Source organism: Pseudomonas sp. Irchel 3A7, assembly GCF_900187565.1.
Lineage (GTDB): Bacteria > Pseudomonadota > Gammaproteobacteria > Pseudomonadales > Pseudomonadaceae > Aquipseudomonas.
In genome coordinates this window covers 73,493-96,424 of record NZ_FYED01000007.1, presented here as the reverse complement: position 1 = coordinate 96,424, position 22,932 = coordinate 73,493, and the positions used below count along the sequence as shown (strand labels likewise).

The 22,932-nt window shown below is 60.7% G+C and carries 23 protein-coding genes and 1 pseudogene; 7 read left to right on the top strand and 17 right to left on the bottom strand.

The window, feature by feature from the left end:
- The first annotated feature begins 79 nt into the window (after positions 1-79).
- Both CKW21_RS13365 and CKW21_RS13360 read left to right on the top strand, forming a co-directional pair.
- On the top strand, positions 80-526 hold the full coding sequence (locus tag CKW21_RS13365; protein WP_095194438.1) for an anti-virulence regulator CigR family protein: 447 nt from the start codon (positions 80-82) through the stop codon (positions 524-526).
- Positions 527-719: 193 nt separating this feature from the next.
- On the top strand, positions 720-1,103 hold the full coding sequence (locus tag CKW21_RS13360; RefSeq protein ID WP_095194437.1) for a helicase: 384 nt from the start codon (positions 720-722) through the stop codon (positions 1,101-1,103).
- 97 nt (positions 1,104-1,200) lie between these two features.
- On the opposite strand, the gene CKW21_RS13355 is transcribed toward CKW21_RS13360, so the two are convergent.
- The 6 genes from CKW21_RS13355 to exbB form a co-directional block, all read right to left on the bottom strand.
- The gene (locus tag CKW21_RS13355; protein ID WP_095194436.1) at positions 1,201-2,601 is read right to left on the bottom strand and encodes an aminoacyl-tRNA deacylase and HDOD domain-containing protein; all 1,401 of its coding nucleotides are present in this window, start codon (positions 2,599-2,601) and stop codon (positions 1,201-1,203) included.
- Between the two features lie 78 nt (positions 2,602-2,679).
- Entirely contained in the window at positions 2,680-4,755 is a 2,076-nt protein-coding gene (recG, locus tag CKW21_RS13350; RefSeq protein ID WP_095194435.1) for an ATP-dependent DNA helicase RecG, read from the bottom strand.
- Between the two features lie 9 nt (positions 4,756-4,764).
- Positions 4,765-5,694, bottom strand: a complete 930-nt coding sequence (locus CKW21_RS13345) for a hydrogen peroxide-inducible genes activator (protein ID WP_095194434.1) — start codon at positions 5,692-5,694, stop codon at positions 4,765-4,767.
- Between the two features lie 265 nt (positions 5,695-5,959).
- A complete protein-coding gene (locus tag CKW21_RS13340) occupies positions 5,960-6,709 on the bottom strand; it encodes an energy transducer TonB (RefSeq protein ID WP_095194433.1) in 750 nt (249 codons plus the stop codon).
- Positions 6,706-7,134 (bottom strand): TonB system transport protein ExbD, encoded by a 429-nt coding sequence (gene exbD / locus CKW21_RS13335; protein WP_095194432.1) that lies wholly within the window; start codon positions 7,132-7,134, stop codon positions 6,706-6,708. Before exbD ends, CKW21_RS13340 begins: the two co-directional genes overlap by 4 nt.
- 6 nt (positions 7,135-7,140) lie before the next feature.
- A complete protein-coding gene (gene exbB / locus CKW21_RS13330) occupies positions 7,141-8,115 on the bottom strand; it encodes a tonB-system energizer ExbB (protein ID WP_095194431.1) in 975 nt (324 codons plus the stop codon).
- A gap of 188 nt (positions 8,116-8,303) precedes the next feature.
- Between exbB and CKW21_RS13325 the strand changes: the two genes are divergently transcribed.
- Entirely contained in the window at positions 8,304-9,161 is an 858-nt protein-coding gene (locus CKW21_RS13325) for an SDR family oxidoreductase (protein ID WP_095194430.1), read from the top strand.
- 140 nt (positions 9,162-9,301) lie between these two features.
- Here CKW21_RS13325 and CKW21_RS13320 read toward each other — a convergent pair whose 3' ends face one another.
- The 6 genes from CKW21_RS13320 to CKW21_RS13295 form a co-directional block, all read right to left on the bottom strand.
- On the bottom strand, positions 9,302-10,042 hold the full coding sequence (locus tag CKW21_RS13320) for a hypothetical protein (RefSeq protein WP_095194429.1): 741 nt from the start codon (positions 10,040-10,042) through the stop codon (positions 9,302-9,304).
- A gap of 67 nt (positions 10,043-10,109) precedes the next feature.
- The gene (locus tag CKW21_RS13315; protein ID WP_003229509.1) at positions 10,110-10,490 is read right to left on the bottom strand and encodes a RidA family protein; all 381 of its coding nucleotides are present in this window, start codon (positions 10,488-10,490) and stop codon (positions 10,110-10,112) included.
- A gap of 27 nt (positions 10,491-10,517) precedes the next feature.
- On the bottom strand, positions 10,518-12,623 hold the full coding sequence (spoT, locus tag CKW21_RS13310; RefSeq protein ID WP_095194428.1) for a bifunctional GTP diphosphokinase/guanosine-3',5'-bis pyrophosphate 3'-pyrophosphohydrolase: 2,106 nt from the start codon (positions 12,621-12,623) through the stop codon (positions 10,518-10,520).
- A gap of 57 nt (positions 12,624-12,680) precedes the next feature.
- Positions 12,681-12,944: a DNA-directed RNA polymerase subunit omega gene (rpoZ, locus tag CKW21_RS13305; RefSeq protein ID WP_007921129.1), complete on the bottom strand. Its 264-nt coding sequence runs from the start codon at positions 12,942-12,944 to the stop codon at positions 12,681-12,683.
- Positions 12,945-13,111: 167 nt separating this feature from the next.
- Complete coding sequence (gene gmk, locus CKW21_RS13300; protein ID WP_095194427.1) at positions 13,112-13,732, bottom strand: guanylate kinase; 621 nt, start codon at positions 13,730-13,732, stop codon at positions 13,112-13,114.
- A 12-nt stretch (positions 13,733-13,744) separates the two neighbouring features.
- Entirely contained in the window at positions 13,745-14,608 is an 864-nt protein-coding gene (locus CKW21_RS13295; RefSeq protein ID WP_095194426.1) for a YicC/YloC family endoribonuclease, read from the bottom strand.
- A gap of 266 nt (positions 14,609-14,874) precedes the next feature.
- Between CKW21_RS13295 and rph the strand changes: the two genes are divergently transcribed.
- Positions 14,875-15,597 carry a ribonuclease PH gene (gene rph / locus CKW21_RS13290; RefSeq protein ID WP_047535109.1) on the top strand — a complete coding sequence of 241 codons (723 nt, stop codon included), beginning with the start codon at positions 14,875-14,877 and terminating at the stop codon, positions 15,595-15,597.
- A 28-nt stretch (positions 15,598-15,625) separates the two neighbouring features.
- A complete protein-coding gene (locus CKW21_RS13285) occupies positions 15,626-15,994 on the top strand; it encodes a DUF4870 domain-containing protein (protein WP_095194425.1) in 369 nt (122 codons plus the stop codon).
- Positions 15,995-16,163: 169 nt separating this feature from the next.
- On the opposite strand, the gene CKW21_RS13280 is transcribed toward CKW21_RS13285, so the two are convergent.
- On the bottom strand, positions 16,164-16,943 hold the full coding sequence (locus tag CKW21_RS13280; RefSeq protein ID WP_053163881.1) for an exodeoxyribonuclease III: 780 nt from the start codon (positions 16,941-16,943) through the stop codon (positions 16,164-16,166).
- 82 nt (positions 16,944-17,025) lie between these two features.
- Here CKW21_RS13280 and pyrE point away from each other — a divergent pair, with 82 nt between their 5' ends.
- Entirely contained in the window at positions 17,026-17,670 is a 645-nt protein-coding gene (pyrE, locus tag CKW21_RS13275) for an orotate phosphoribosyltransferase (RefSeq protein WP_034147724.1), read from the top strand.
- Positions 17,671-17,837: 167 nt separating this feature from the next.
- On the opposite strand, the gene argB is transcribed toward pyrE, so the two are convergent.
- The 4 genes and pseudogenes from argB to coaBC form a co-directional block, all read right to left on the bottom strand.
- Complete coding sequence (gene argB / locus CKW21_RS13270) at positions 17,838-18,743, bottom strand: acetylglutamate kinase (protein WP_095194424.1); 906 nt, start codon at positions 18,741-18,743, stop codon at positions 17,838-17,840.
- Between the two features lie 17 nt (positions 18,744-18,760).
- Positions 18,761-20,164, bottom strand: a pseudogene (locus tag CKW21_RS13265) (phosphomannomutase/phosphoglucomutase); the annotation flags it as partial.
- 191 nt (positions 20,165-20,355) lie between these two features.
- Entirely contained in the window at positions 20,356-20,811 is a 456-nt protein-coding gene (gene dut, locus CKW21_RS13260) for a dUTP diphosphatase (RefSeq protein ID WP_095194422.1), read from the bottom strand.
- 5 nt (positions 20,812-20,816) lie between these two features.
- Positions 20,817-22,025, bottom strand: a complete 1,209-nt coding sequence (gene coaBC, locus CKW21_RS13255; RefSeq protein ID WP_095194421.1) for a bifunctional phosphopantothenoylcysteine decarboxylase/phosphopantothenate--cysteine ligase CoaBC — start codon at positions 22,023-22,025, stop codon at positions 20,817-20,819.
- Positions 22,026-22,160: 135 nt separating this feature from the next.
- On the opposite strand from coaBC, the gene radC reads away from it, so the two are divergent.
- Positions 22,161-22,835, top strand: coding sequence for a DNA repair protein RadC (radC, locus tag CKW21_RS13250; protein ID WP_095194420.1), 675 nt, complete (start codon positions 22,161-22,163; stop codon positions 22,833-22,835).
- Positions 22,836-22,932: the final 97 nt, after the last annotated feature.

The window sequence follows — 22,932 nt, the reverse complement described above, 5'->3', positions numbered from 1 at the left end:
AGACTAACCAGCAAGACCGAGGGCTTCAGGACTACGTTCTGAAGCCCTTTTTGCTGCATGTGTTATGAGGAAAGCCCTAATGAAAATGCCGAAACGTCTGATTGCCAGCCTGGGCGTGCTGATGCTCAGCGCAACCCCATTGCTGCACGCCAGCGCCGATCAACGCGACGATCACGACCGCGGCGGCCCGCAGCAGGGCCATTACGACAATCGCGGTGACGATCACCGTGGCGGACAGGACAACCATCGTGGCGGCCCTCCGCCTCGGGACTTCGGCCCGGTGCGCCAGACCATTCACGACAATCACGGCTATTTCGTACGCGGCGCGCCGCCACCACCGGGTATTCATTTGGAGCGTGGTCGGCCACTGCCTCATGGCTACTACGGTGAGCGACTGGATAACCGCGCACTGGGGCGGCTGCCTTACTACCCTGGCTACGAATGGCGTCGTGCGGGCGGCGATATTGTGCTGATCGCGGTGGGGAGCGGGATTGTTTACGAAGTGTTGGAAGGGGTTTTGTACTAGGTAAGAAGATGGCTCACAAGATGCGTTCGCATGCCCCAATACGTTAGTGACCTGAGGGAGAACGAAAACTGTGACTTGGCGGTCATCATGCGAGAAACAGGGCTGATCTTCTTCTAACGCAACTCGATAGTGGCGTTCTTTATCCAAGTCGCTACACTGCGCCAGCCGTTCATTTTCTTTTTGAGGCTTGCGCATGAAATTTCGTTTTCTACTGTGGATGCTGGGTTTGTTGATGGGCAAGGCCAGTCGGAGCAATCCGGCGTTTCAGCAGCAGTTGGGTGACAAGGAACTGGTGTTTCAGCTGCAGACCCTGGACGGGAAAGTGGCGCGGCATTTTCGGGTGAAGGACCAGCGCATCACCAGCAAGTCCGGGGTGTATGCTGAGCCGGCGTTCGCCATTGCCTTCAAGGATGCCGGGTATGGCTTCGCCACGATGCAGGCGAAGAACAAGCAACTGGCGTTCATGACGGGGATTCAGGACAAGTCGATTCAGATCAAGGGCAATCCGGCACTGGTGATCTGGTTTCAGGGGTTGACCAAGTATTTGAAACCGAAGAAGACCAAGCCAAAGGCTTAAGGCCTGTCAGATAAATCGCAGTGGATTCTTCGCGAGCAGGCTCGCTCCCACAGGGAATACCTGACCTCTGTGGGAGCGAGCCTGCTCGCGAATGCTTTTAAGCCTGGCTGAACTGCGAAGCCAGTTCGCGCAACAGCACTTCGGCTTCCAGCACTTTGCTGACAACGTCTTCGGCTTTGGCGCGGCTCAGGCCGAGGCGTTCGAGCAGGGCGTCGGGGATGTCTTCGTCGGGGCCGGAACCGATGCCACGGCTGCGCAGCAGGCGCACGGCCAGGCACACCAGGTTCGGGTACTCGGCGTAGGCGCCGTCGTAGCCCGGGTCGTGCTGGAAGCGCAGTGCGGTGGCCAGCTCATCAGGCATGTCCCAGTAACGCATCAGCCACGCACCGATCTGTTCGCGGCTGATGCCCAGCAGGTGTTGCTCGATGTAGCTGTGGCACAGGTGCGGATTAACCTCCAGGTGGCGGCAGATCAGCGAAAAGTGCGGCGGGAACACGTGGGCCAGCAGCAGATAACCGAAGTTGTGCAGCAGGCCCGCCAGGTAGGTCAGGCCGGCTTCCGGGCGCTGGGCGCGTGGCATGGCGCGGGTCAGGCCTTCGATGACGGCGGCGGTGTAGATCGATTGCTGCCAGTACGGTGTGCTCTGTTGCGGATGGTCTTTGGGCAGGCTCAGGGTTTTACCAAGAGCCAGGCCCAGCGCCAGGTTGATCACCAGATCGAAACCCAGCACTCGCACGATGGCGTCTTCCACCGAGCGAATCTTGCCTGGCGAAGCGTAGTACGGCGACGCAGCCCAACTCACCACTTGCGCAGCCAGGGCCGGGTCGGTTTCGACCACGCCGGTGATGTCGTCGATGGTGGCGTTGGGGTCGACGCGCAGCTTGATGATCTTCTGCGCGGTTTCGGCCAGCGGCGGAATTTCGATGGTTGCTTCCAGGCGTTGCTGGATGCGCCGCGCGGTGAATGCCTGGACCGCCTGGGTGATTTCCGCGCGGTCATCATCGGGGCGGTCGAGGTTCGGGCGAATGCTGCTCAGGGCTTCGCCGAAGTTGGCGGCGCTGGCCTTGTTGAGCATCGATTTGAACGCTTCGCTGGTGATTTCCAGCAGGACGCCCGGCTCACCCGAATTGACCAGCACCGTCGGCTCGCGCAGCAGGCTTTCGTCATACAGGCACGGCGAGCTGGTGAGGGCTGGCAGGCCTGGCAGCAGGCTCAGGTTGTGTTTGCCGAGCATCTTTACCAGGCGCTCGGTCGGCACGGCGGTGAGGCGGCGGCCAGTGAGTTCGGTGAGGCGGTTGAGATCGAGCAACTGGCTCTGCGGAAACAGCACCATCAGCGCGCCAATGGCGTCGTCGAGCAGTACAGCCTGGACTTTGCGCGCCGGGTTCAAGCCGTGATGATCGAGGACTTCCTCGTAGGCAATACCCAGTTTGCCCAGCAGCAGCCGAATAACCGACGGAGCGTGCGGGGAGGCGGGTGCGAGGGCAACTTCGGTCATGGTCTGTATCCGGACTAAAACAATTGCAGGAGTATAACCAGCTTGCTCAAACCCATCCTCCAGAAACTGCGACGGTGCTCACACTTGGCCGTATTGCTGCCCGTGGCGCAGCCAGCGGTCGAGTAACGGGCTAACGTGGTCCGGCCAGCGCTCCAGCAAGGCCTGAGCGGCATCGCGCACAGCGGGCAACAGGTCGGCATCGCGCATCAGGTCGGCGACCTTGAACTGGAGCAGGCCGGTCTGCCGTGTGCCGAGCATTTCGCCGGGGCCACGCAGTTCGAGGTCTTTTTCGGCGATGACAAAGCCGTCGTTGGTTTCGCGCATGATGCCCAGGCGCTGACGACCGATCTGCGACAACGGCGGATGGTAAAGCAGCACGCAGTGGCTGACGGCGCTGCCCCGGCCGACGCGTCCACGCAACTGGTGCAGTTGCGCCAGGCCCAGGCGTTCGGGGTTTTCGATGATCATCAGGCTGGCGTTGGGCACGTCCACGCCGACTTCGATCACCGTGGTAGCCACCAGCAATTGCAAGTTACCGGCCTTGAACTCGGCCATCACCGCGGCTTTTTCGGCGGGCTTCATGCGGCCATGGATCAGCCCCACTTTCAGCTCACCGAGGGCGGCGGTCAGGTCTTCGTAGGTGGTTTCGGCAGCCTGGCAGGTCAGTTCTTCCGACTCTTCGATCAGCGTGCAGACCCAATAGGCCTGACGCCCTTCGGCACAGGCGCTGCGCACCCGTTCGATGACTTCGACACGCCGGGTATCGGTGATCAGCACAGTATTGACCGGGGTCCGGCCGGGCGGCAGTTCGTCGAGGATCGAGGTGTCGAGGTCGGCGTAGGCGCTCATGGCCAATGTGCGCGGGATCGGGGTGGCGGTCATGATCAACTGGTGCGGACACATGCGGCCGCCGACCCCCTTCTGCCGCAAGGCCAGTCGCTGCTGCACGCCGAAGCGGTGCTGCTCGTCGATAATCACTAGCGCCAGGTTCTTGAACTGCACTTCGTCCTGGAACAACGCATGGGTGCCGACCACCATCGGGGTGCCATTGGCGATCTGCTCCAGCGCGGCCACGCGGTTTTTGCCCTTGAGTTTGCCGGCCAGCCACGCAACCTCGATGCCCAGCGGTTCGAGCCAGCGCTTGAAGGTGATGAAGTGTTGCTCCGCGAGAATTTCAGTAGGCGCCATCAGCGCCACTTGATAACCGGCTTCCAGAGCCTGCAGCGCGGCGAGGGCGGCGACCACGGTTTTACCCGCGCCGACGTCGCCCTGAATCAGCCGCAGCATGGGCTCGCGCTGACTCAGGTCGTAGGCGATTTCGTTGCCGACCCGTTGCTGCGCGCCCGTGGGGTTGAACCCGAGATTGGCCAGGTATTGGGCCGGCAGGTGCGTGGCCTTGGGCATGGCCGGCGCGCGCAGCGAGCGCATGCTTTCGCGCAGCCGCTGCTGGGACAGCTGATGGGTCAGCAGCTCCTCGAAGGCCAGGCGATGCTGCGCCCAGTGATGACCGAGGGCGAGTTCGTCGACATCGGCATCGGCCGGCGGGTGGTGCAGGTAGCGGATCGCATCGGCCAGTGGCGCCAGTTGGTAATCACGGGCCAGTTCGGTCGGCAGCCAGTCGGGCAGGCTGGTGGGACCGAGCAACGTCAGGGTTTGCATGCACAGTTGGCGCAGGCGCTGTTGCGTCAGGCCTTCGGTGAGCGGGTACACCGGGGTCAGGGTTTCATCCACCGGCGGCGGTTCGTCGCCAGTAAGGGCGCGGTATTCCGGGTGGTAGATTTCCAGTCCCGACGCGCCGGGCCGCGCTTCGCCGTAGCAGCGAATCCGTGTGCCGCGCTTGAGGCCTTCTTTCTGTGCGTTGCTGAAATGGTAGAAGCGCAAACTGAGTCCGCCGGTGCCATCCTGCAGGCGCACCACCAGACTGCGGCGACGCCCCATGACCACATCGGCACCGCTGACGGTGCCTTCGATCACGGCATCTTGCCCGGGGCGCAGCGCGCCGATCGGGACCACACGGGTGCGGTCCTGATATCGCAGCGGCAGGTGAAACAGCACGTCCTGGAGATTTTCCAGGCCAACCTTGGCCAGTTTCTCGGCCATGGCTTCACCGACACCCTTGAGTGCCGTCACCGACACTTGCGACAACTCGGTCATGACGCTTGCTTAGCCCGCCACCACCTGCGCGGACGGCTTGGCCACCGAGCACAGGCGAATGGAGTCGGCGAGGATTTCGATTGCCTTGGGTCGCGGGAAGCTCGCGCGCCAGGCGATGGCCACGGTGCGGTAGGGCGTTGGTGCGGACAGCGGCCGAACTTCGATCACGCCAGGGGCGTAGTGGTGGCTGTCGACCGCCGACAGCGGCAGGATCGAAACGCCGAGGCCGGATGCGACCATGTGGCGGATGGTTTCCAGCGAGCTGGACTCCACCGTGGTGTGCTTGGCGCCGTCGTTGCCTTTGGTCAGCGTCGGGCAGGCTTCCAGTACCTGGTCGCGGAAGCAGTGGCCTTCGCCGAGTAGCAGCAGGCTCTTATCGTTGAGCAGGCCGGCGTCGATGGATTCCTTTTGAGTCCACGGGTGCTGGGCCGGCATCAGCACGTAGAACGGCTCATCGTATAGCTGCAGGGTCAGCACGTCGGCTTCGTTGAACGGCAGGGCGATGATGATCGCGTCGAGCTCACCGTTGCGCAGCTTGTCGCGCAGCACATGGGTGAAGTTTTCTTCGATGTACAACGGCATCTGCGGAGCGACCCGGTGCAGTTGCGGAATCAGGTGTGGAAACAGGTACGGGCCGACGGTATAGATCGCGCCGACTTTCAGCGGCGCGGTCAGCTGGTTCTTGCCGGCTTGGGCCAGTTCGCGAATGCCTTGGGCCTGTTCCAGGACTTTTTGGGCCTGGGCCACAATGCCTTCACCCACCGGGGTCAGGCGCACGGCACTTTTACTGCGCTCGAAAATCAGCACACCGAGTTCGTCTTCAAGCTTTTTCACGCCCACCGACAGAGTCGGCTGGCTGACGTGGCAACGCTCGGCCGCGTGGCCGAAGTGCTGCTCTTGGGCGAGGGTAACGATGTAGCGTAATTCTGTGAGAGTCATAGCAAGCGTCCAGGAAGATGCGGGCCAAGCATACCGCCTGCAATCGATAGGCGCACGTTATCAGAAGGTAGGTGTCGAGTGACACCGGGCAATGTCGGTTTGCCGCGGGCAGATATGCAAAAGGCACCTTTCGGTGCCTGTCTGGTTGTTGCGAGAACCTATGTGGGAGCGAGCCTGCTCGCGAAAGCGGTTTGACATCCAGTGGATGTTAAATGTGCTGGCCTCTTCGCGAGCAGGCTCGCTCCCACAATGGTTGGGTGATGATTTACCGCCGGCGGTTTTCCAGCGAGTAAACAAAGGGTGCAACAATTTCGATGGAGCCGTTGTTCAGCATGTCGGCCGGTGGTTTTGGCAGGGGCTGGGCGCGGCGAATCATGTCGAGAGTTGCCCGGTCCAGATCAGCCGTGCCGGAGCTACCCACCAGTTCAAATGACAACACGTTGCCTTCGGCATCCACGACGAAACGCAGGCGGTTCATGCCTTGCTTGCCCCGTGCCTGTGCGCTGGCCGGGTACTTTTTGTACTTGGCCAGATGAGCGAGCAGGGTGCCTTGCCAGCTGGCCTTGGCTGCCACTTGAGCGGCCGATGGGCCGGGCGCAGGCTGAGCGGATTTCTCGGTCGGCGCTGGAGTCGGCGGTGCTTCGCTCGGTTTTGCCTCGGACGGCTTTTCCTTCGGCGGCTCGGGCTTTTTCTCCACGGGCTTGGGCGGTTGAGGCTTCGGCTTGGGTTTGACCGGTTTCGGTACCGCGATCTCGGCCTTTGGCGCTTCGGCGAGCTTCGGTATCGGCAGTTCTTCAACCGGAGCCGGCGGCTGCGGTGGGGTGACGACCTTCGGCGGTGCGGGCGGTGGCGGGGCTGGGATCGGTGCCAGCTCGACCATCATTGCCTGGGGCGGCAATTCGATGGGCGGGCGGGCCGTCCAGTTCACGGCCAGCGCAATGGCCAGCGCGTGAACACCCAGCACCACAGCCAGGCTACCGCTGTAGCGCGTCAGCTTATGGCGCGTCGTGATCATTTCTTGACTGCCGTCTCGAGTCCAACCAGACCGACCTTCAGATAACCGGCCGAGCGCAGGTTGTCCATCACGCTCATCAGGTCGCCGTAATCCACGCCTTTATCGGCCTGGAAGAAGATCGTCGTGTCTTTCTTGCCCTGAGTCCTGGCGTCGAGCGTTGCGCCGAGTGCTTCAGCCTTCACTTCCTCTTCGCCCAGGAACAGGCGTTGGTCAGCCTTGACGCTGAGGAACACCGGCTTCTCCGGCCGCGGTGCCGGTTTGGCGGTGGACGCAGGCAGGTCGACCTTGATATCCACGGTGGCCAGCGGGGCCGCCACCATGAAAATGATCAACAGCACCAGCATCACGTCGATGAACGGCGTGACGTTGATTTCGTGGTTCTCGGACAGATCGTCGTCTGCCCCTTCTTTCAAATGCAGGCCCATGGCCGATTACCCCACTTTCACCATGTGCGGTTGCGAGCTGCGCTCAGGCTGGTGATCGAGGTCGCGGCTGACCAGCAGCAGGACTTCTGCCGAAGCGTCGGACACTTGCGCCTTGTAACCGGCGATGGAGCGGGCAAACACGTTGTAGATCACCACCGCAGGAATCGCCGCGACCAGACCGAGGGCAGTCGCCAGCAGGGCTTCGGCGATGCCGGGAGCCACGACGGCGAGGTTGGTGGTCTGGGTTTTGGCGATGCCGATGAAGCTGTTCATGATGCCCCATACGGTACCGAACAGGCCGACGAACGGCGCGGTGGAGCCGATGGTGGCGAGTACGCCGGTGCCGCTGCTCATGTTGCGACCGCAGGCGGCCACCAGGCGCTCAAGGCGGAAGCTGACGCGTTCCTTGATGCCTTCTTTCTCGCGGCTGCTGACCGACAAATGCATCTCTTCCAGGGCGTCATGTACCAAGAGGTTGGCCAGGGTGCCTGGTTTGGTTGCCGATGCGGCGGCTTCCTTGAGCGTGGCGGCTTTCTTCAGGTGTACGATTTCGTTGCGCAGACGACGCTTGGCGCCCATCAGCTCGAAGCCTTTGGCAATCCAGATGGTCCAGGTGATGATCGAGGCGATCGCCAGGCCGATCATCACGATCTTCACGATGATGTCGGCGTTCTGGTACATGCCCCACGGAGACAGGTCATGGGCCATGCCCAGGCTATTGTCGGCTTCGAGGACTTCAGGAACGTCTTCACCGAGCGCTTCTTGTGCAGGTGCTGCCTGGGCCGGATCGGTTGCGGCAGGAGCAGCAGCGGGGGCGGCGTGGTCAGCCGGGGCCGCTGCAGTAGCGGTCGGGGTGGCGGGTGTTTGTGCGTCAGCGAACGCCGCGGTCGGTGCCAGCATCAGGCTGAGCAGCAGGGCGGCCACCGCGCTCCAGGCGCGAGGTCGTTTGGTTGGCGAAGCGGGGATTTGATTGCGTGTCATGCTGGCCGGACCTGAGATAGAAAAACGATGATGCTCTTCCAGGCCTCGTAAGGCCGAGAACAAAAGTGGCGCGTATTATTGCAAGTAATTCTTGTTAACAGAAGTAATAGAGTATCTTTTTTTCCTGTATTGCTAGCCGCTCGTCCATTGCCGGCGCTAGTCTGTCCGTTTCCAAGGGGAGTTTTCTGATGTCCGCGCCTTCTGTTTTGATCGCCGGTTGCGGTGATGTCGGCAGCCGTCTGGCCACGCAATTGTTGACCGCCGGTTGGGAGGTTCATGGCCTGCGGCGCGACATCTCGCGCCTGCCCCAGGGTGTGGTTGGCGTTGCCGGCGACTTGTTCAACAAGGAATGTCCGGCGACCTGGCCGATTGGTGCGGTGGATTACCTGGTGTACTGCGCAGCCGCCACTGATCACGATGAGGCCGGTTACCGCGCTGCTTACATTCAAGGCTTGAAGCACGTGCTCGAGTGGCTGGACGACTACGGGCAGGTGCCCAATCGCCTGCTGTTCGTTTCCAGCAGCAGCGTTTACGGTCAGCAAGAGGGTGAGTGGGTTGACGAGAAGTCGCCAACGGTCGCGGCTGGCTATTCAGGGCGGGTGATGCTCGAAGCCGAGCAGATTGCCCTTGATAGTGGCATCCCGGCGAGCATCGTGCGTTTGACCGGCATTTACGGTCCGGGCCGTGAGTGGTTGCTGACCCAGGTGCGCCGTGGTTATCGCGTGGCTGTCGATCCGCCTTTGTACGCCAATCGGATTCATGCCGACGACGCCGCCGGGTTGATGGCGTGCCTGCTTGAGGCGGATCGGCGTGGCGTGGCGCTGGATGATGTGTACATCGGTGTCGATGACGCACCGGCAGCGCTGGCGGATGTGGTGGGCTGGTTGCGTGAGTATCTGGGCGTGACCGAATGGGCGGACGACGCCACTGTGCGCCGCACCGGGAGCAAGCGCTGCAGTAATGCGAGGGCGAAGGCGTTGGGATGGGCGCCGAAGTACCCGAGCTTCCGCGAGGGTTATGCCGCGATCCTCGAAGGACGCTGCTGAATTCCAATCACCCCATAACAACTGTGGGAGCGAGCCTGCTCGCGAAAGCGATGTAACAGTCAACAGAGATGTCGAATGTTTCGCCCCCTTCGCGAGCAGGCTCGCTCCCACATGGGACCTTCTTTGCAGTTAGACCCGGGTTACTGCTTTTCCAGCAACCACTTGCGATCCCCCGGCGTGAACTGAGGCATTTCATCCGCCAAGGCGGTATTCACAACCTGGAAGATTTCCAGCTCTTTGCCTTTGCGCGCAAAGATCCATGGATTTCCCTGGCCATTGAGTTGCAGCCACATGTTGTCGTTGCCGCCACTCATCGAGGCGCAATCACCGGCCAGGCACAATGCATAACGATCAGCGCCCTGGAGGCCGGTCACCTGGCCGTCAGCCTGAAACTGAACGGTGTTGCCTTCGCCGGGGCCGCTGATGACTTTCCAGCTTCCGCCCATGTAGGCCGAATACAACGCGCGTTCGAAGCTGGCACCAATCGGTGCGCCATCCGGCACCGGGATCAATGCGCGGTCGAAGACCTGTGCGGGTTCGTTCTCGGTCGCGGCCTGGCTCAGTTGTTTGCCGTCGCGCTTCAGTTCACTGCCGGAACTGCCGTAAAAGTCGATTTTCCAGGCGCCGGACTCTTCGCCCAGCAGCTTGCCGTCGACATTTTCAAAGCCATTGGTGTAACGGGCCTGACCGGCCTTGGTGTTGACGTCCCATTCCAGGTTCGGGCCATAAGCCTGGAGCGCTTCGCGCAGGGGGAGGCCCTTGGATGCAGCATCAATCGCCACCTGATTGATCCAGGTGCCGCTGATATCTCGGTCGGCAGGGTCGCTGGCACAACCGCCCAGAAGCAGGGCGAGCAGCGAGAGAGCAAGCGCTTTGCGCATGGTGGAATCCTTTCAAGCTTTCTTTACAGCAGAGCAGTCGGCGCAGCCTGAGGCTGCGCCGGACACATTACTCGATGACCAGGATGGCATCCATTTCAACCTGCGAACCCTTTGGCAGGGCCGCTACGCCAATGGCGGCGCGGGCTGGGTAAGGCTGGTCGAAGTACTTGCCCATGATCTCGTTGACCTTGGCGAAGTGGCTCAGGTCGGTGAGGAAGATGTTCAGTTTGACGATGTCCTTGAACGAACCACCGGCGGCTTCAGCCACGGCTTTGAGGTTCTCGAAGACCTGGACGGTTTGGGCTTCGAAGCCTTCAACCAGCTCCATGGTTTTTGGGTCCAGAGGAATTTGACCCGACATGTAGACGGTGTTGCCAGCCTTGATCGCCTGGGAGTAAGTACCGATGGCGGCCGGGGCCTTGTCGCTGGTGATAACAGTCTTGGTCATGAATGACTCCTTGTAATTGATGGTTGGCTACGCGCGCATGCGGGTGATGCGGATCACCCCGGTCAGGGCGCGCAGTTTCTTGATCACGCGGGCCAGGTGCACACGGTCGTGTACGCTGACCACCAGTTGGACCACGCTGATGCGACCATCGCGTTCGTCCATGCTGATTTTTTCGATGTTGCCGTCGGCCGCGTTGACGCTGCTGGCCAGCAAGGCGATCAGGCCGCGCTGGTGCTCCAGTTCGACGCGCAGTTCGACATTGAATTCACCAGTGACATCCTTGGCCCATGAGAGCTGGATGCACTTTTCCGGGTTATGGCGGATTTCGCTGATGTTGCGGCAGTTGTCCAGGTGCACGACCATGCCTTTGCCGGCGGACAGGTGGCCGACGATCGGATCGCCCGGGATCGGCGTACAGCACTTGGCGTAGCTCAGTACCAGGCCTTCAGTACCGCGAATGGCCAGCGGACCTTCCGGACTTGGCAACTGTTCGCCCTCGCCGAGTAACCGGCGCGCCACCACATACGCCATGCGATTACCCAGGCCGATGTCTTCGAGCAGGTCTTCGATCAGTTCGAGGCGATACTCGGTGAGCATGGCCTTGACGCGTTCAGCCTGGATTTTCTCCAGCGAGCTGTCGAAACCGTTGAGGACTTTGTTCAGCAAGCGCTCACCCAGGCTGATGGACTCGGAACGGCGTTGCAGTTTCAGCGCATGGCGGATGTGCGTGCGCGCCTTGCCGGTGACCACGAAGTTGAGCCAGGCCGGGTTCGGCCGCGCACCGGGGGCGCTGACGATTTCCACGGTGGAGCCGCTTTGCAGCGGTTCGGACAGCGGCGCGAGACGCCGATTGATCCGACAGGCAATACAGCTGTTGCCCACGTCGGTGTGCACCGCGTAAGCGAAGTCGACCGCCGTGGAGCCCTTGGGCAACTCCATGATCCGGCCCTTTGGCGTGAACACATAGACCTCGTCCGGGAACAGGTCGATCTTCACGCTTTCGATGAATTCCAGCGAGTTGCCGGCGCGCTGCTGCATCTCCAGCACGCCTTTGACCCACTGGCGGGCACGGGCGTGAGTGCCTTTTGGCTGCTCGTCGCCACTGGATTTGTACAGCCAATGGGCGGCGATGCCGTTGTTGGCCATCTCTTCCATTTCACGGGTGCGGATCTGGATCTCGATCGGAACACCGTGCATGCCGAACAGCGTGGTGTGCAGCGACTGATAGCCGTTGGCCTTGGGGATCGCGATGTAATCCTTGAAGCGGCCCGGCAATGGCTTGTACAAATTATGAACAGCACCCAGCACGCGGTAGCAGGTATCGACCTTGTCGACGATGATCCGGAACGCATAGACGTCCATGATCTCGTTGAAAGCCCGACGCTTGCCGCGCATTTTCTTGTAGATGCCGTAGAGGTGCTTCTGGCGACCGCTGACCTCGCCCTGAATGCCATCGATGGCCAGGCAGTGACTGAGGGACTCTTCGATCTTGTTGACGATTTCCTTGCGGTTGCCCCGGGCGCGTTTGACCGCCTGGTAGATCCGCGCGGAACGCATCGGGTGCATGGCCTTGAAGCCGAGGTCTTCGAATTCTATGCGGATGGCGTGCATGCCCAGCCGATTGGCGATGGGCGCATAGATTTCCAGGGTTTCCTTGGCGATGCGCCGGCGTTTTTCGCCGGACAACACTTCCAGCGTGCGCATGTTGTGCAGGCGGTCAGCCAGCTTGACCAGGATCACGCGAATGTCGCGAGCCATGGCCATGGCCATTTTCTGGAAGTTTTCGGCCTGGGCCTCGGCCTTGGTCTCGAAGTTCATCTGGGTCAGTTTGCTGACCCCATCGACCAGTTCGGCCACGGTTTCGCCGAACTGCGCTTGTAGCGCTTCCTTGGCAATACCGGTGTCTTCGATCACGTCATGCAGCATGGCTGCCATCAGGCTTTGATGGTCCATATGCATGTCGGCAAGAATATTCGCTACCGCAAGCGGGTGCGTGACGTACGCCTCACCGCTACGGCGGCGTTGGCCGTCGTGGGCTTGTTCGGCGTAGAAATACGCTCGGCGGACCAGGTTGACCTGGTCATTGCCGAGGTAGGTCGATAAGCGATCGGCGAGGGCGTCTATGCTCGGCATGATATCTCCTGCCGAAAGCTTTGTTCCCGCGCCGTGCTACGTCGACCAGGCATAGGCTTAGACGGCCTCGTTGGACTCGTCCTCGAATGCAGCAAAAAGCGGTTCATCTTCAACGATTTCGGCTTCGGCGATAGCTGCGTAGTCGATCAGGCCTTCAGCGATTTCACGCAGGGCGACGACGGTAGGCTTGTCGTTTTCCCATGCTACTTTCGGCTCTTTGCCGCCGGTGGCCAGTTGACGGGCACGCTTGGTAGAGAGCATGACCAGCTCAAAGCGGTTATCCACGTGTTCTAGGCAGTCTTCAACGGTTACGCGGGCCATGGTCTTCCTCGTAGCAAATGCAATATGCGCGCTGCCCGGATGGGCGAGCGGACTCAACAGTTTAAAAAATCACCAGCGATTAGGGAAGCGCTGATTTTTTGATCAAGCTCTTCAACGCGCTGCAAGTGCCAATGTAAAGCCCTTGCAGCGGTTTTGGGAAGAGTGGATCAGCCCAGCAATTCAGCCAGCAGTTTGCCAAAACGTTGCTGTTGGCGTTTCTGTTGCAGCTGATTGGCGCGGAAAATCGCCTTCAGATCGTGCAAGGCGTGGGCGAAATCGTCATTGATGATCAGGTAGTCGTAGTCGACGTAGTGGCTCATTTCACTGACGGCTTCGCGCATGCGGCCGTCGATGATCTCGTCGCTGTCCTGGCCGCGATTGGTCAGGCGCTGGTGCAAGGCCTGAAGTGACGGCGGCAGAATAAAGATCGAGCGGGCCTGAGGCATCAGTTTGCGCACTTGCTCGGCACCCTGCCAGTCGATTTCCAGAATCAGGTCGTGACCCTCATCCAGCGTTTGCTGCAGATGGCTTTGCGAGGTGCCGTAGAGATTGCCGAACACTTCGGCGCGCTCAAGGAAATCCCCGTGTTCGATCATCTTCACGAATTCGCTGCGTTCGACGAAGTGATAGTTCACGCCGTCCACTTCACCAGGGCGCATGGCGCGGGTGGTGTGGGAAACGGAAACGCGGATCTCCGGATCGGCGTCGGTCAGGGCCTTGACCAGGCTGCTCTTGCCCGCGCCCGATGGGGCGGAAATGATGTACAGGGTGCCGGTGCTGTGGGTCATGTCGGGTATGCCTTACTCAATATTCTGCACTTGTTCGCGCATCTGCTCGATCAACACCTTGAGGTTGACCGCCGCTTGGGTGCTGCGCGGGTCGAAGGCTTTGGAGCCCAGTGTATTGGCTTCGCGGTTGAGTTCCTGCATCAGGAAGTCCAGGCGTCGTCCGGCCGCGCCGCCGGATTTGAGGACCCGGCGAACTTCGATGATGTGAGTGCTCAGGCGATCCAGTTCTTCGGCGACGTCGCTTTTTTGCGCGAGCATGACCATTTCCTGCTCCAGGCGCTGCGGGTCCATCTCGGCCTTCATGTCGGCAAAGCGGTCGAGCACTTTCTGGCGCTGGGTGGCGAGCATCTGCGGAACCAGTTCGCGCAGGATCACCACGTCTTCTTCAATGGACGTCAGGCGATCGTTGATCAACCGCGCCAGCTCCGCGCCTTCGCGCTCGCGGCCGGCCTTGAGCTCTTTCAAGCCCTGGTTGAACAGTGCCAGTGCTTCGGTGTTCAGCGCTTGCGGGTCGGTCGCGTCGCCCACCAATACGCCGGGCCAGGCCAGCACTTCGAGCGGGTTCAGCGCTGCCGGATTTTTGATCAGGCTGGCGACGGTCTCGGCGGCCGCAACCAGTTGTGCGGCGCGTGCCTGGTCCACTTGCAGTGGTTTGCCGGTGTTTTCTTCGGTGAAGCGCAGGGTGCATTCGAGCTTGCCCCGGGACACGCCCTGGCGCAACGCCTCGCGGACGGCGCCTTCGAGGTCGCGAAAGGACTCCGGCAAACGCAGGTGGGGTTCCAGGTAGCGGCTGTTGACCGAGCGCAGTTCCCAGCTCAGGGTGCCCTGGACGCCGGCTTTCTCGACGCGGGCGAAGGCGGTCATGCTGTGCACCATGGAGGTACCTCGCAATGCAGATCGGCCCGGAACGATGTTCCGGCAACCCGATATCAATGAATTTAAGCCGACTGGCAGCAAAGGCGCAGGATTGTAGCGCAGTGCGGCGGATGCGCCCAAACACACGGTGTCACAAAGGGCTGCAGGCCGTCGGCGACGGGCTATCCAGAGCCTTCGGTCGTCGGAGGCTTTTTTTAGAAGTGCCCAGTCGTGGCTGGCAGCTCTATAATGCTCCGCAGTTTTCCGTCCCCGTACAGGTATCCCTTATGAAACGTCCAAGTGGTCGCGCTGCCGATCAGCTCCGCTCGATCCGCATTACCCGCAACTACACCAAACACGCCGAGGGATCCGTACTGGTCGAGTTCGGTGATACCAAAGTCATCTGCACCGTCAGTGTCGAAAACGGCGTGCCGCGTTTCCTCAAGGGGCAGGGCCAGGGTTGGTTGACCGCCGAGTACGGCATGCTGCCGCGCGCCACCGGCGAGCGTAACCAGCGTGAAGCGAGCCGCGGCAAGCAAGGCGGCCGTACCCTGGAGATCCAGCGCCTGATCGGTCGCTCCCTGCGCGCAGCACTGGACATGTCCAAGCTGGGCGACGTGACCCTGTACGTCGATTGCGACGTGATCCAGGCCGACGGCGGTACTCGTACCGCTTCCATCACCGGTGCCATGGTTGCTCTGGTCGATGCCTTGAAAGTGATCAAGAAGCGTGGCGGCCTGAAAGGCGGCGACCCGCTCAAGCAAATGATCGGTGCCGTTTCCGTCGGCATGTACCAGGGCGAGCCAGTGCTCGACCTCGATTATCTGGAAGATTCGGCTGCCGAGACCGACCTGAACGTCGTAATGACCAGCACCGGCGGTTTCATTGAAGTCCAGGGCACTGCCGAAGGCGCGCCGTTCCAGCCTGAAGAGCTGAACGCCATGCTGGAACTGGCCAAGAAAGGCATGAACGAAATTTTCGATCTGCAAAAGGCTGCACTGGCTGACTGATCGGAATACCGCAGGCAAGGAGGGCGTCATGAGTGATGAGCAACAGCTGCTTCCCACCCCGAGCAAAGAGGTTCGGCAGTGGGCGATGTTTTGTCACTTGTCCGCCTTGCTGGGAATCTGGATTCCGTTCGGCACGCTGATCGGCCCGTTGATTCTGTGGCAGATGAAGCGCGAGATGGACCCGTTCATCGATGCTCAAGGCAAGGAAGCGCTGAACTTTCAGATCACCGTCGCCATTGCCTCGGCCATCTGCTTCCTGCTGATGGTGGTGATTATCGGGTTCTTCCTGTTCGGGTTGGTGGCGATCGGTGCGCTGGTCTTGACCATCATCGGTGGCGTGAAAGCCAATGAAGGGGTGCCTTACCGTTACCCGTTCACTTGGCGATTGATCAAATAACGATCAGCGAGGTTCTCTTTGTGGGAGCGAGCCTGCTCGCGAAGAGGTCGTCACAGTCAACACTGATGTGACTGATAGACCGCTTTCGCGAGCAGGCTCGCTCCCACAGAAAGCAAACCAGCGCGCACAAAAAAGCCGACATCGCTGTCGGCTTTTTTGCATCTGACGCTTAGATGGTCAGCGTCCAGTCGTAGTCCACGATCAGCGGCGCGTGTTGCGAGAACCGCGGCTGACGTGGCAAGCGTGCGCTGCGTACAAAGCGGCGCAGGCCCGGGGTCAGCAGCTGATAGTCGAAGCGCCAGCCGAGGTTGAGCATTTCGGCCTGTTCGTTATCGGGCCACCAGCTGTACTGGTCGCCTTCACGACTGACTTCGCGCAGGGCATCAACATAACCCATGTTGCCGACAATCTCGTCCATCCAGGCACGTTCAGGTGCCAGGAAGCCCGGGGATTGCTGGCTGTCGCGCCAGTTCTTGATGTCCAGCTTCTGTTGCGCCACGTACAGCGAGCCACAATAAATGTACTCGCGGCGTTTGCGCCGTTGCTTGTCCAGGTACTTGGCGAAGTCGTCCATGAGCTTGAACTTCTGGTTCAAGTCCTCATCGCCGTTCATACCCGACGGAAGCAACAAGGTTGCAATACTGACTTTGTCGAAATCGGCTTGCAGGTAGCGCCCGTAGCGGTCGGCCGTCTCGAAACCGAGACCGCTGATGACAGCCTTCGGTTGCAACCGCGAGTACAAAGCCACACCACCTTGGGCGGGAACTTCGGCGTCGCAGGCATAAAGGAAGTATCCATCCAGTTGGAAGGCTGGATCGTCCAGTTCAAAGGCGGAGGCACGGGTGTCCTGCAGGCAGATGACGTCGGCATTCTGTGCTTGCAGCCAACTGAGCAAACCTCGCTCGACTGCAGCCTGAATACCATTGACGTTCACACTGATGATCCGCATAAATGGCCCCAAAAATCGCGTGCGTGTATGATACACGGCGTCAAGCTAATTAGCTAAATCCGTGGTATTTGGGGTTTTTTTCATGCAAGCGTATCAGCGCGATTTCATTCGTTTTGCCATCGATCGCGGCGTTTTGCGCTTCGGTGAGTTCACCCTGAAGTCCGGGCGCACCAGTCCTTACTTCTTCAACGCGGGCCTGTTCAACTCGGGTTCGGCCCTGGCACAGCTGGGTCGTTTCTACGCCGCAGCCATTGCCGAAAGCGGCATTTCCTTCGACGTGCTGTTCGGTCCGGCCTACAAGGGCATCCCTCTGGCGGCAACCACCGCCGTGGCGTTGGCCGAGCATCACAACCGTGACCTGCCATGGTGCTTCAACCGCAAGGAAGCCAAGGCTCACGGCGAAGGCGGCAGCCTGGTTGGCGCACCGCTGACCGGCGAGGTGCTGATCATCGACGACGTGATTACCGCGGGCACCGCCATCCGTGAAGTGATGCAGATCATCGCTTCCCAGGACGGTGCCAAGGCTGCCGGTGTATTGATCGCCCTGAACCGTCAGGAGCGTGGCAACGGTGAGTTGTCGGCGATCCAGGAAGTGGAGCGCGACTTCGGGATTCCGGTGATCAGCATTGTTTCGCTGAATCAGGTGCTGGAATTCCTGGCTGACGATCCGCAGCTCAAGCAGCATTTGCCAGCCGTGGAAGCCTACCGCGCCCAGTTCGGCGTTTAACCACAATTCCCTGTGGGAGCGGGCTTGCCCGCGATGACGGAGTGTCAGTCGACGGCGATGTTGGCTGACAGATAGCTATCGCGGGCAAGCCCGCTCCCACAGAGGTCGTGGTAAAAAAAGACCCCGCTCAGCCAGGCTGAGCGGGGTCTTTTTGCATCCGCTATCGCTTAGTGACGCTTGCGATTGCTGATCAAGGTACCCACGCCGGTATCGGTGAAGATTTCCAGCAGGATTGCATTCGGCACGCGACCGTCGATGATCAGCGAACTGCCCACGCCACCCTGGACCGCTTCCAGCGCGCAACGGATCTTCGGCAGCATTCCGCCGTAGATAGTGCCGTCGGCGATCAGGTCGTCGACCTGCTGCGTGCTCAGGCCGGTCAATACCTTGCCCGACTTGTCCATCAGCCCGGCGATGTTGGTCAGCAGCATCAGCTTTTCGGCCTTCAGTGCTTCGGCAACCTTGCCAGCCACCAGGTCGGCGTTGATGTTGTACGACTCGCCGTTGGCGCCGACGCCGATTGGCGCGATCACCGGGATAAAATCGCCTTTGACCAGCAGGTTCAGCAGGTCGGTATTGATCCCGACCACTTCGCCGACGTGGCCGATGTCGATGATTTCCGGCTGGGTCATCTCCGGGGTCTGGCGGGTGACGGTGAGTTTCTTCGCACGAATCAACTCGGCGTCTTTGCCGGTCAGGCCGATGGCGCTGCCGCCGTGACGGTTGATCAGGTTGACGATGTCCTTGTTGACCTGGCCGCCCAAGACCATTTCCACCACGTCCATGGTCGCCGCGTCGGTGACGCGCATACCGTCGACAAAGTGGCTCTCGATCGACAGGCGCTTGAGCAAGTCACCGATTTGCGGGCCGCCGCCGTGAACGACCACCGGGTTGATGCCAACGGCTTTCATCAGCACGATGTCGCGGGCGAAGCCGGTTTTCAGCTCCTCGCTTTCCATCGCGTTGCCGCCGTATTTGATCACCAGCGTCTTGCCGACATAGCGGCGAATGTAAGGCAGCGCTTCGGACAGGACCTTGGCGGTGTTGGCGGCGGCTTCGCGTTCGAGGGTCATTCAGGGCTCCGGGTGAATCAGAACGGTAGTTGGAGATCAGGTGCGACACGCTTCAACTGGACATGGAAAACGTCCTTGATGCGCTGCAATTCAGCCTCGTCATCGGCCTCGAAGCGCAGCACCAGCACCGGTGTGGTGTTGGAGGCGCGAACCAGGCCCCAGCCTTTGGCATAGTCGACTCGCACGCCGTCAATGGTGGTCAGGTCAGCGCCTTCGCCCCACTGCGCGTCGTGCAGTGCATCAATGATGCTGAATTTGCTCTCTTCGGTCACATGGATATTGATTTCCGGCGTAGAAATATCGTTCGGGAAGGTTGCGAACAATTCTTCGGCCGACGATTTTTCCTTGCTGAGGATTTCCAGCAACCGCGCGGCGCTGTAGATGCCGTCGTCGAAACCGAACCAGCGCTCCTTGAAGAAGATGTGCCCGCTCATTTCGCCGGCCAACAGGGCGCCGGATTGTTTCATTTTCTTTTTGATCAACGAATGACCGGTCTTCCACATCAGCGGACGACCGCCATATTCCTTGATCAGCGGGATCAGGCGGCGGGTGCATTTGACGTCGAAGATGATTTCCGCGTCGGGGTTGCGTGCCACCACATCCTTGGCAAACAGCATCAGCAGGCGGTCCGGGAACACGACGCTGCCGGTGTTGGTGACCACGCCCACGCGGTCGCCATCGCCGTCGAAGGCCAGGCCCAAGTCAGCGTTGGTTTCCTTGACCTTGGCAATCAGGTCTACCAGATTTTCCAGCTTGCCCGGGTCCGGGTGATGGTTCGGGAAATTGCCGTCGACTTCGCAGAACAGCGGGATGACTTCGCAGTTCAGTGCTTCGATCAGTTGCGGGGCAATCACGCCGGCAGCGCCGTTGCCGCAGTCCACCACGACCTTCAGGCGTCGGGCCAGCTTGATGTCCTGGACGATTTCGGTGGTGTAGCGGTCGAGGATTTCGACCCTGGTGATGCTGCCCTGGCCGCTGCTCAAGTCGTTATTCTTGAGGCGGTCATGCAGGGCCTGGATCTGCTCGTTGGCCAAGGTGTCGCCAGCAATGACGATCTTGAAGCCGTTGTAGTTCGACGGGTTGTGGCTGCCGGTCAGCATCACCCCGGATTTGCCGGCCAGTACGTTGGCGGCGTAGTACAGCGCAGGGGTTGGCACCAGGCCGACATCACTGACGTGGCAACCGCTGTCGGCCAGGCCCTGGATCAGTTGCTCCACCAGTTCCGGGCCGGAAAGGCGACCATCACGGCCGACGCAAACATTCGGTTCATCCTGGGCCAGACTTTGGGCACCGATGGCGCGACCGAGCCAGTAAGCCGTTTCAGCGTTCAGAAATTCCGGAACGGTGCCGCGAATATCGTAGGCGCGGAAGATGCTGTCAGGGAACTTGGGGGCTACGCGGGCGGGGGTGCTCATCTGTGGGAATGCTCCATCTCGAAAGTGGCTGGACCTGCCTGCGAATCATTCGTGGGCAGGCTCAAAGTGAAAGGTATGACGACGTTTTTCACAGAGAGTTCGTGGTGTGAAAGGGCCATGACGCCAGCACGGTGCAGAAACCAGCACAAATATTGTGGCGATGGAGCTTGCTCCCTCGCCACGATAAACCCTTGGGATTAATGGCTGCCGGAATGACCGAAGCCGCCAGTGCCGCGCTGGGTCTCGACGAACTCTTCGACCATCTCGAAATGTGCCTGTACCACCGGCACAAGTACCAATTGCGCCAGGCGCTCGCCAACGACCATGGTGAAATCGCTCTGGCCACGGTTCCAGCACGAGACCATCAGCGGACCCTGGTAGTCGGAATCGATCAGGCCGACCAGGTTACCCAGTACGATGCCGTGCTTATGGCCCAGGCCAGAGCGTGGGAGAATCAGCGCCGCGAGGTTCGGGTCACCGATATAGACCGACAGCCCCGTAGGAATCAGTACGGTCTCGCCCGGTTTGATCACGATGTCTTTTTCCAGCATGGCGCGCAGGTCTAAACCGGCGGAGCCTGGAGTGGCGTATTGCGGCAGCGGGAATTCGGTACCGATGCGAGGGTCGAGGATCTTGGCTTGCAAAGCGTGCATGTAAATTAAACCTGGTTCAGACGTTCGGCGATGAAAGTGATCAACTGGCGAGCAATCTTGCTCTTGCTAGTTTGGGCGAAAAGCGTGGCGTGAAGCTGACGATCGATCACGCTGCAGGCGTTCTCTTCGCTGTTGAAGCCAATGCTCGGGTTGGCGACGTCGTTGGCGACGATCAAATCGAGATTCTTGTCCTTCAACTTGCGGGCAGCGTAGTCGAGCAGGTGTTCGGTTTCGGCGGCGAAACCGACACTGAACGGACGGTCGGGGCGGGTGGCGATGCTGGCCAGGATGTCCGGGTTGCGCACCATCTGTAGCAACAAGCCGTCGCCGTTCGTAGGATCTTTCTTTAGTTTTTGTGGGGCGACGACTTCCGGGCGATAGTCTGCGACCGCTGCGGAGGCGATGAAGAGGTCGCACGGGATCGCAGCCTCGCAGGCGGCGAGCATGTCGCGGGCGCTGACCACGTCGATACGGGTGACGCGATCCGGCGTCGCCAGGTGCACCGGACCGGTGATCAAGGTCACGCGGGCGCCGGCTTCCACCGCGGCTTCGGCCAGGGCAAAGCCCATTTTCCCGGAGCTGTGGTTGGTGATGTAGCGCACCGGGTCGATGTTTTCCTGGGTCGGGCCGGCGGTGATCAGCACGTGTTTGCCGGTCAGCGCCTGGCGCTTGAAGCAATCCGCGGCCAGCTGTGCCAGGTCGGTGGCTTCAAGCATGCGGCCCAAACCGACATCGCCGCAGGCCTGGCTGCCGGAGGCCGGGCCGAAGACTTTCAGGTCGCGGCTTTCCAGGGTTTGCAGGTTGGCCTGGGTCGCCGGGTCGCGCCACATGGCCTGGTTCATCGCCGGGGCTACCGCGACCACTGCGTCAGTGGCCAGCACCAGCGTGGTCAGCAAATCGTCGGCGATGCCTTGAGCCAATCGGGCGATCAGGTCTGCGGTGGCGGGTGCGATCAGCACCAGGTCAGCCCATTTGGCCAGCTCGATATGGCCCATGGCCGCTTCGGCCGCCGGGTCCAGCAGGTCCAGGTGCACGGGGTGCCCGGACAGGGCCTGCATGGTCAGTGGCGTGATGAACTCGCTGCCGCCACGGGTCATGACCACGCGCACTTCGGCACCCTGGTCCATCAGCCGGCGAACCAGATCGGCGCTTTTGTAGGCAGCAATGCCGCCGCCGACGCCCAGAACAATGCGTTTCCGATACAGCCGCTGCATAGGCCTGCCTTTCAATTCGTTGGTGACAAACGTAGCGAAACCCCCTCCCCAGGGTGAATTCGCCCGCAAAAAAGATGGGCTACGATATCACAGCGACCGCTACGGAACAGCGGCGCCCACAGACAGGGAGGTGCTATGAGTATTCGCGATTGGCCGGCGGCGGAGCGGCCGCGGGAGAAGCTTCTTGAGCAGGGGCCGGCAAGCCTTTCGGATGCCGAATTGCTGGCCATCTTTTTGCGAACCGGGGTGTCAGGCAAAAGCGCGGTGGATCTGGCGCGGCATCTGCTGGGTCAATTTGGCAGCCTGCGGTCGCTGTTGGAGGCGGATCTCCCGGCGTTCAGCAGGCAGTTGGGACTGGGTGCGGCAAAGTTCGCACAATTGCAGGCGGTTCTGGAAATGAGTCGACGGCATCTGGCTGAGCGGCTGCGCTTCAAGCCAGTGTTGGAAAATCCGCATGCGGTGCGCGATTACTTGAAGGCGATGCTGCGCCATGAGCCCCACGAAGTGTTCGGTTGTCTGTTCCTGGATTCAAAACATCAGGTGCTGACCTTTGAGGCACTGTTTCGTGGCTCCATCGACAACACCAGTGTCCATCCGCGGGAGGTGGTCAAGCGCGCGCTGGCACACAACGCGGCGGCGCTGATCCTCTGCCACAACCATCCGTCGGGCAACTCCGACCCCAGTCAGGCCGACCGGATGCTCACCAAGCGTCTGCAAAAAGCCTTGGAGCTGATTGATGTGCGGGTGCTTGACCATTTCATCATCGGCGATGGCGATCCGCTTTCGATGGCTGAATACGGCTGGATGTAAAGCGGGGTGGAGCTAAGCAAGACTCTGTGGGAGCGAGCCTGCTCGCGAAGGCGTAGTGTCAGTCGATCTCCATTTTGACTGACAGGTTGCTTTCGCG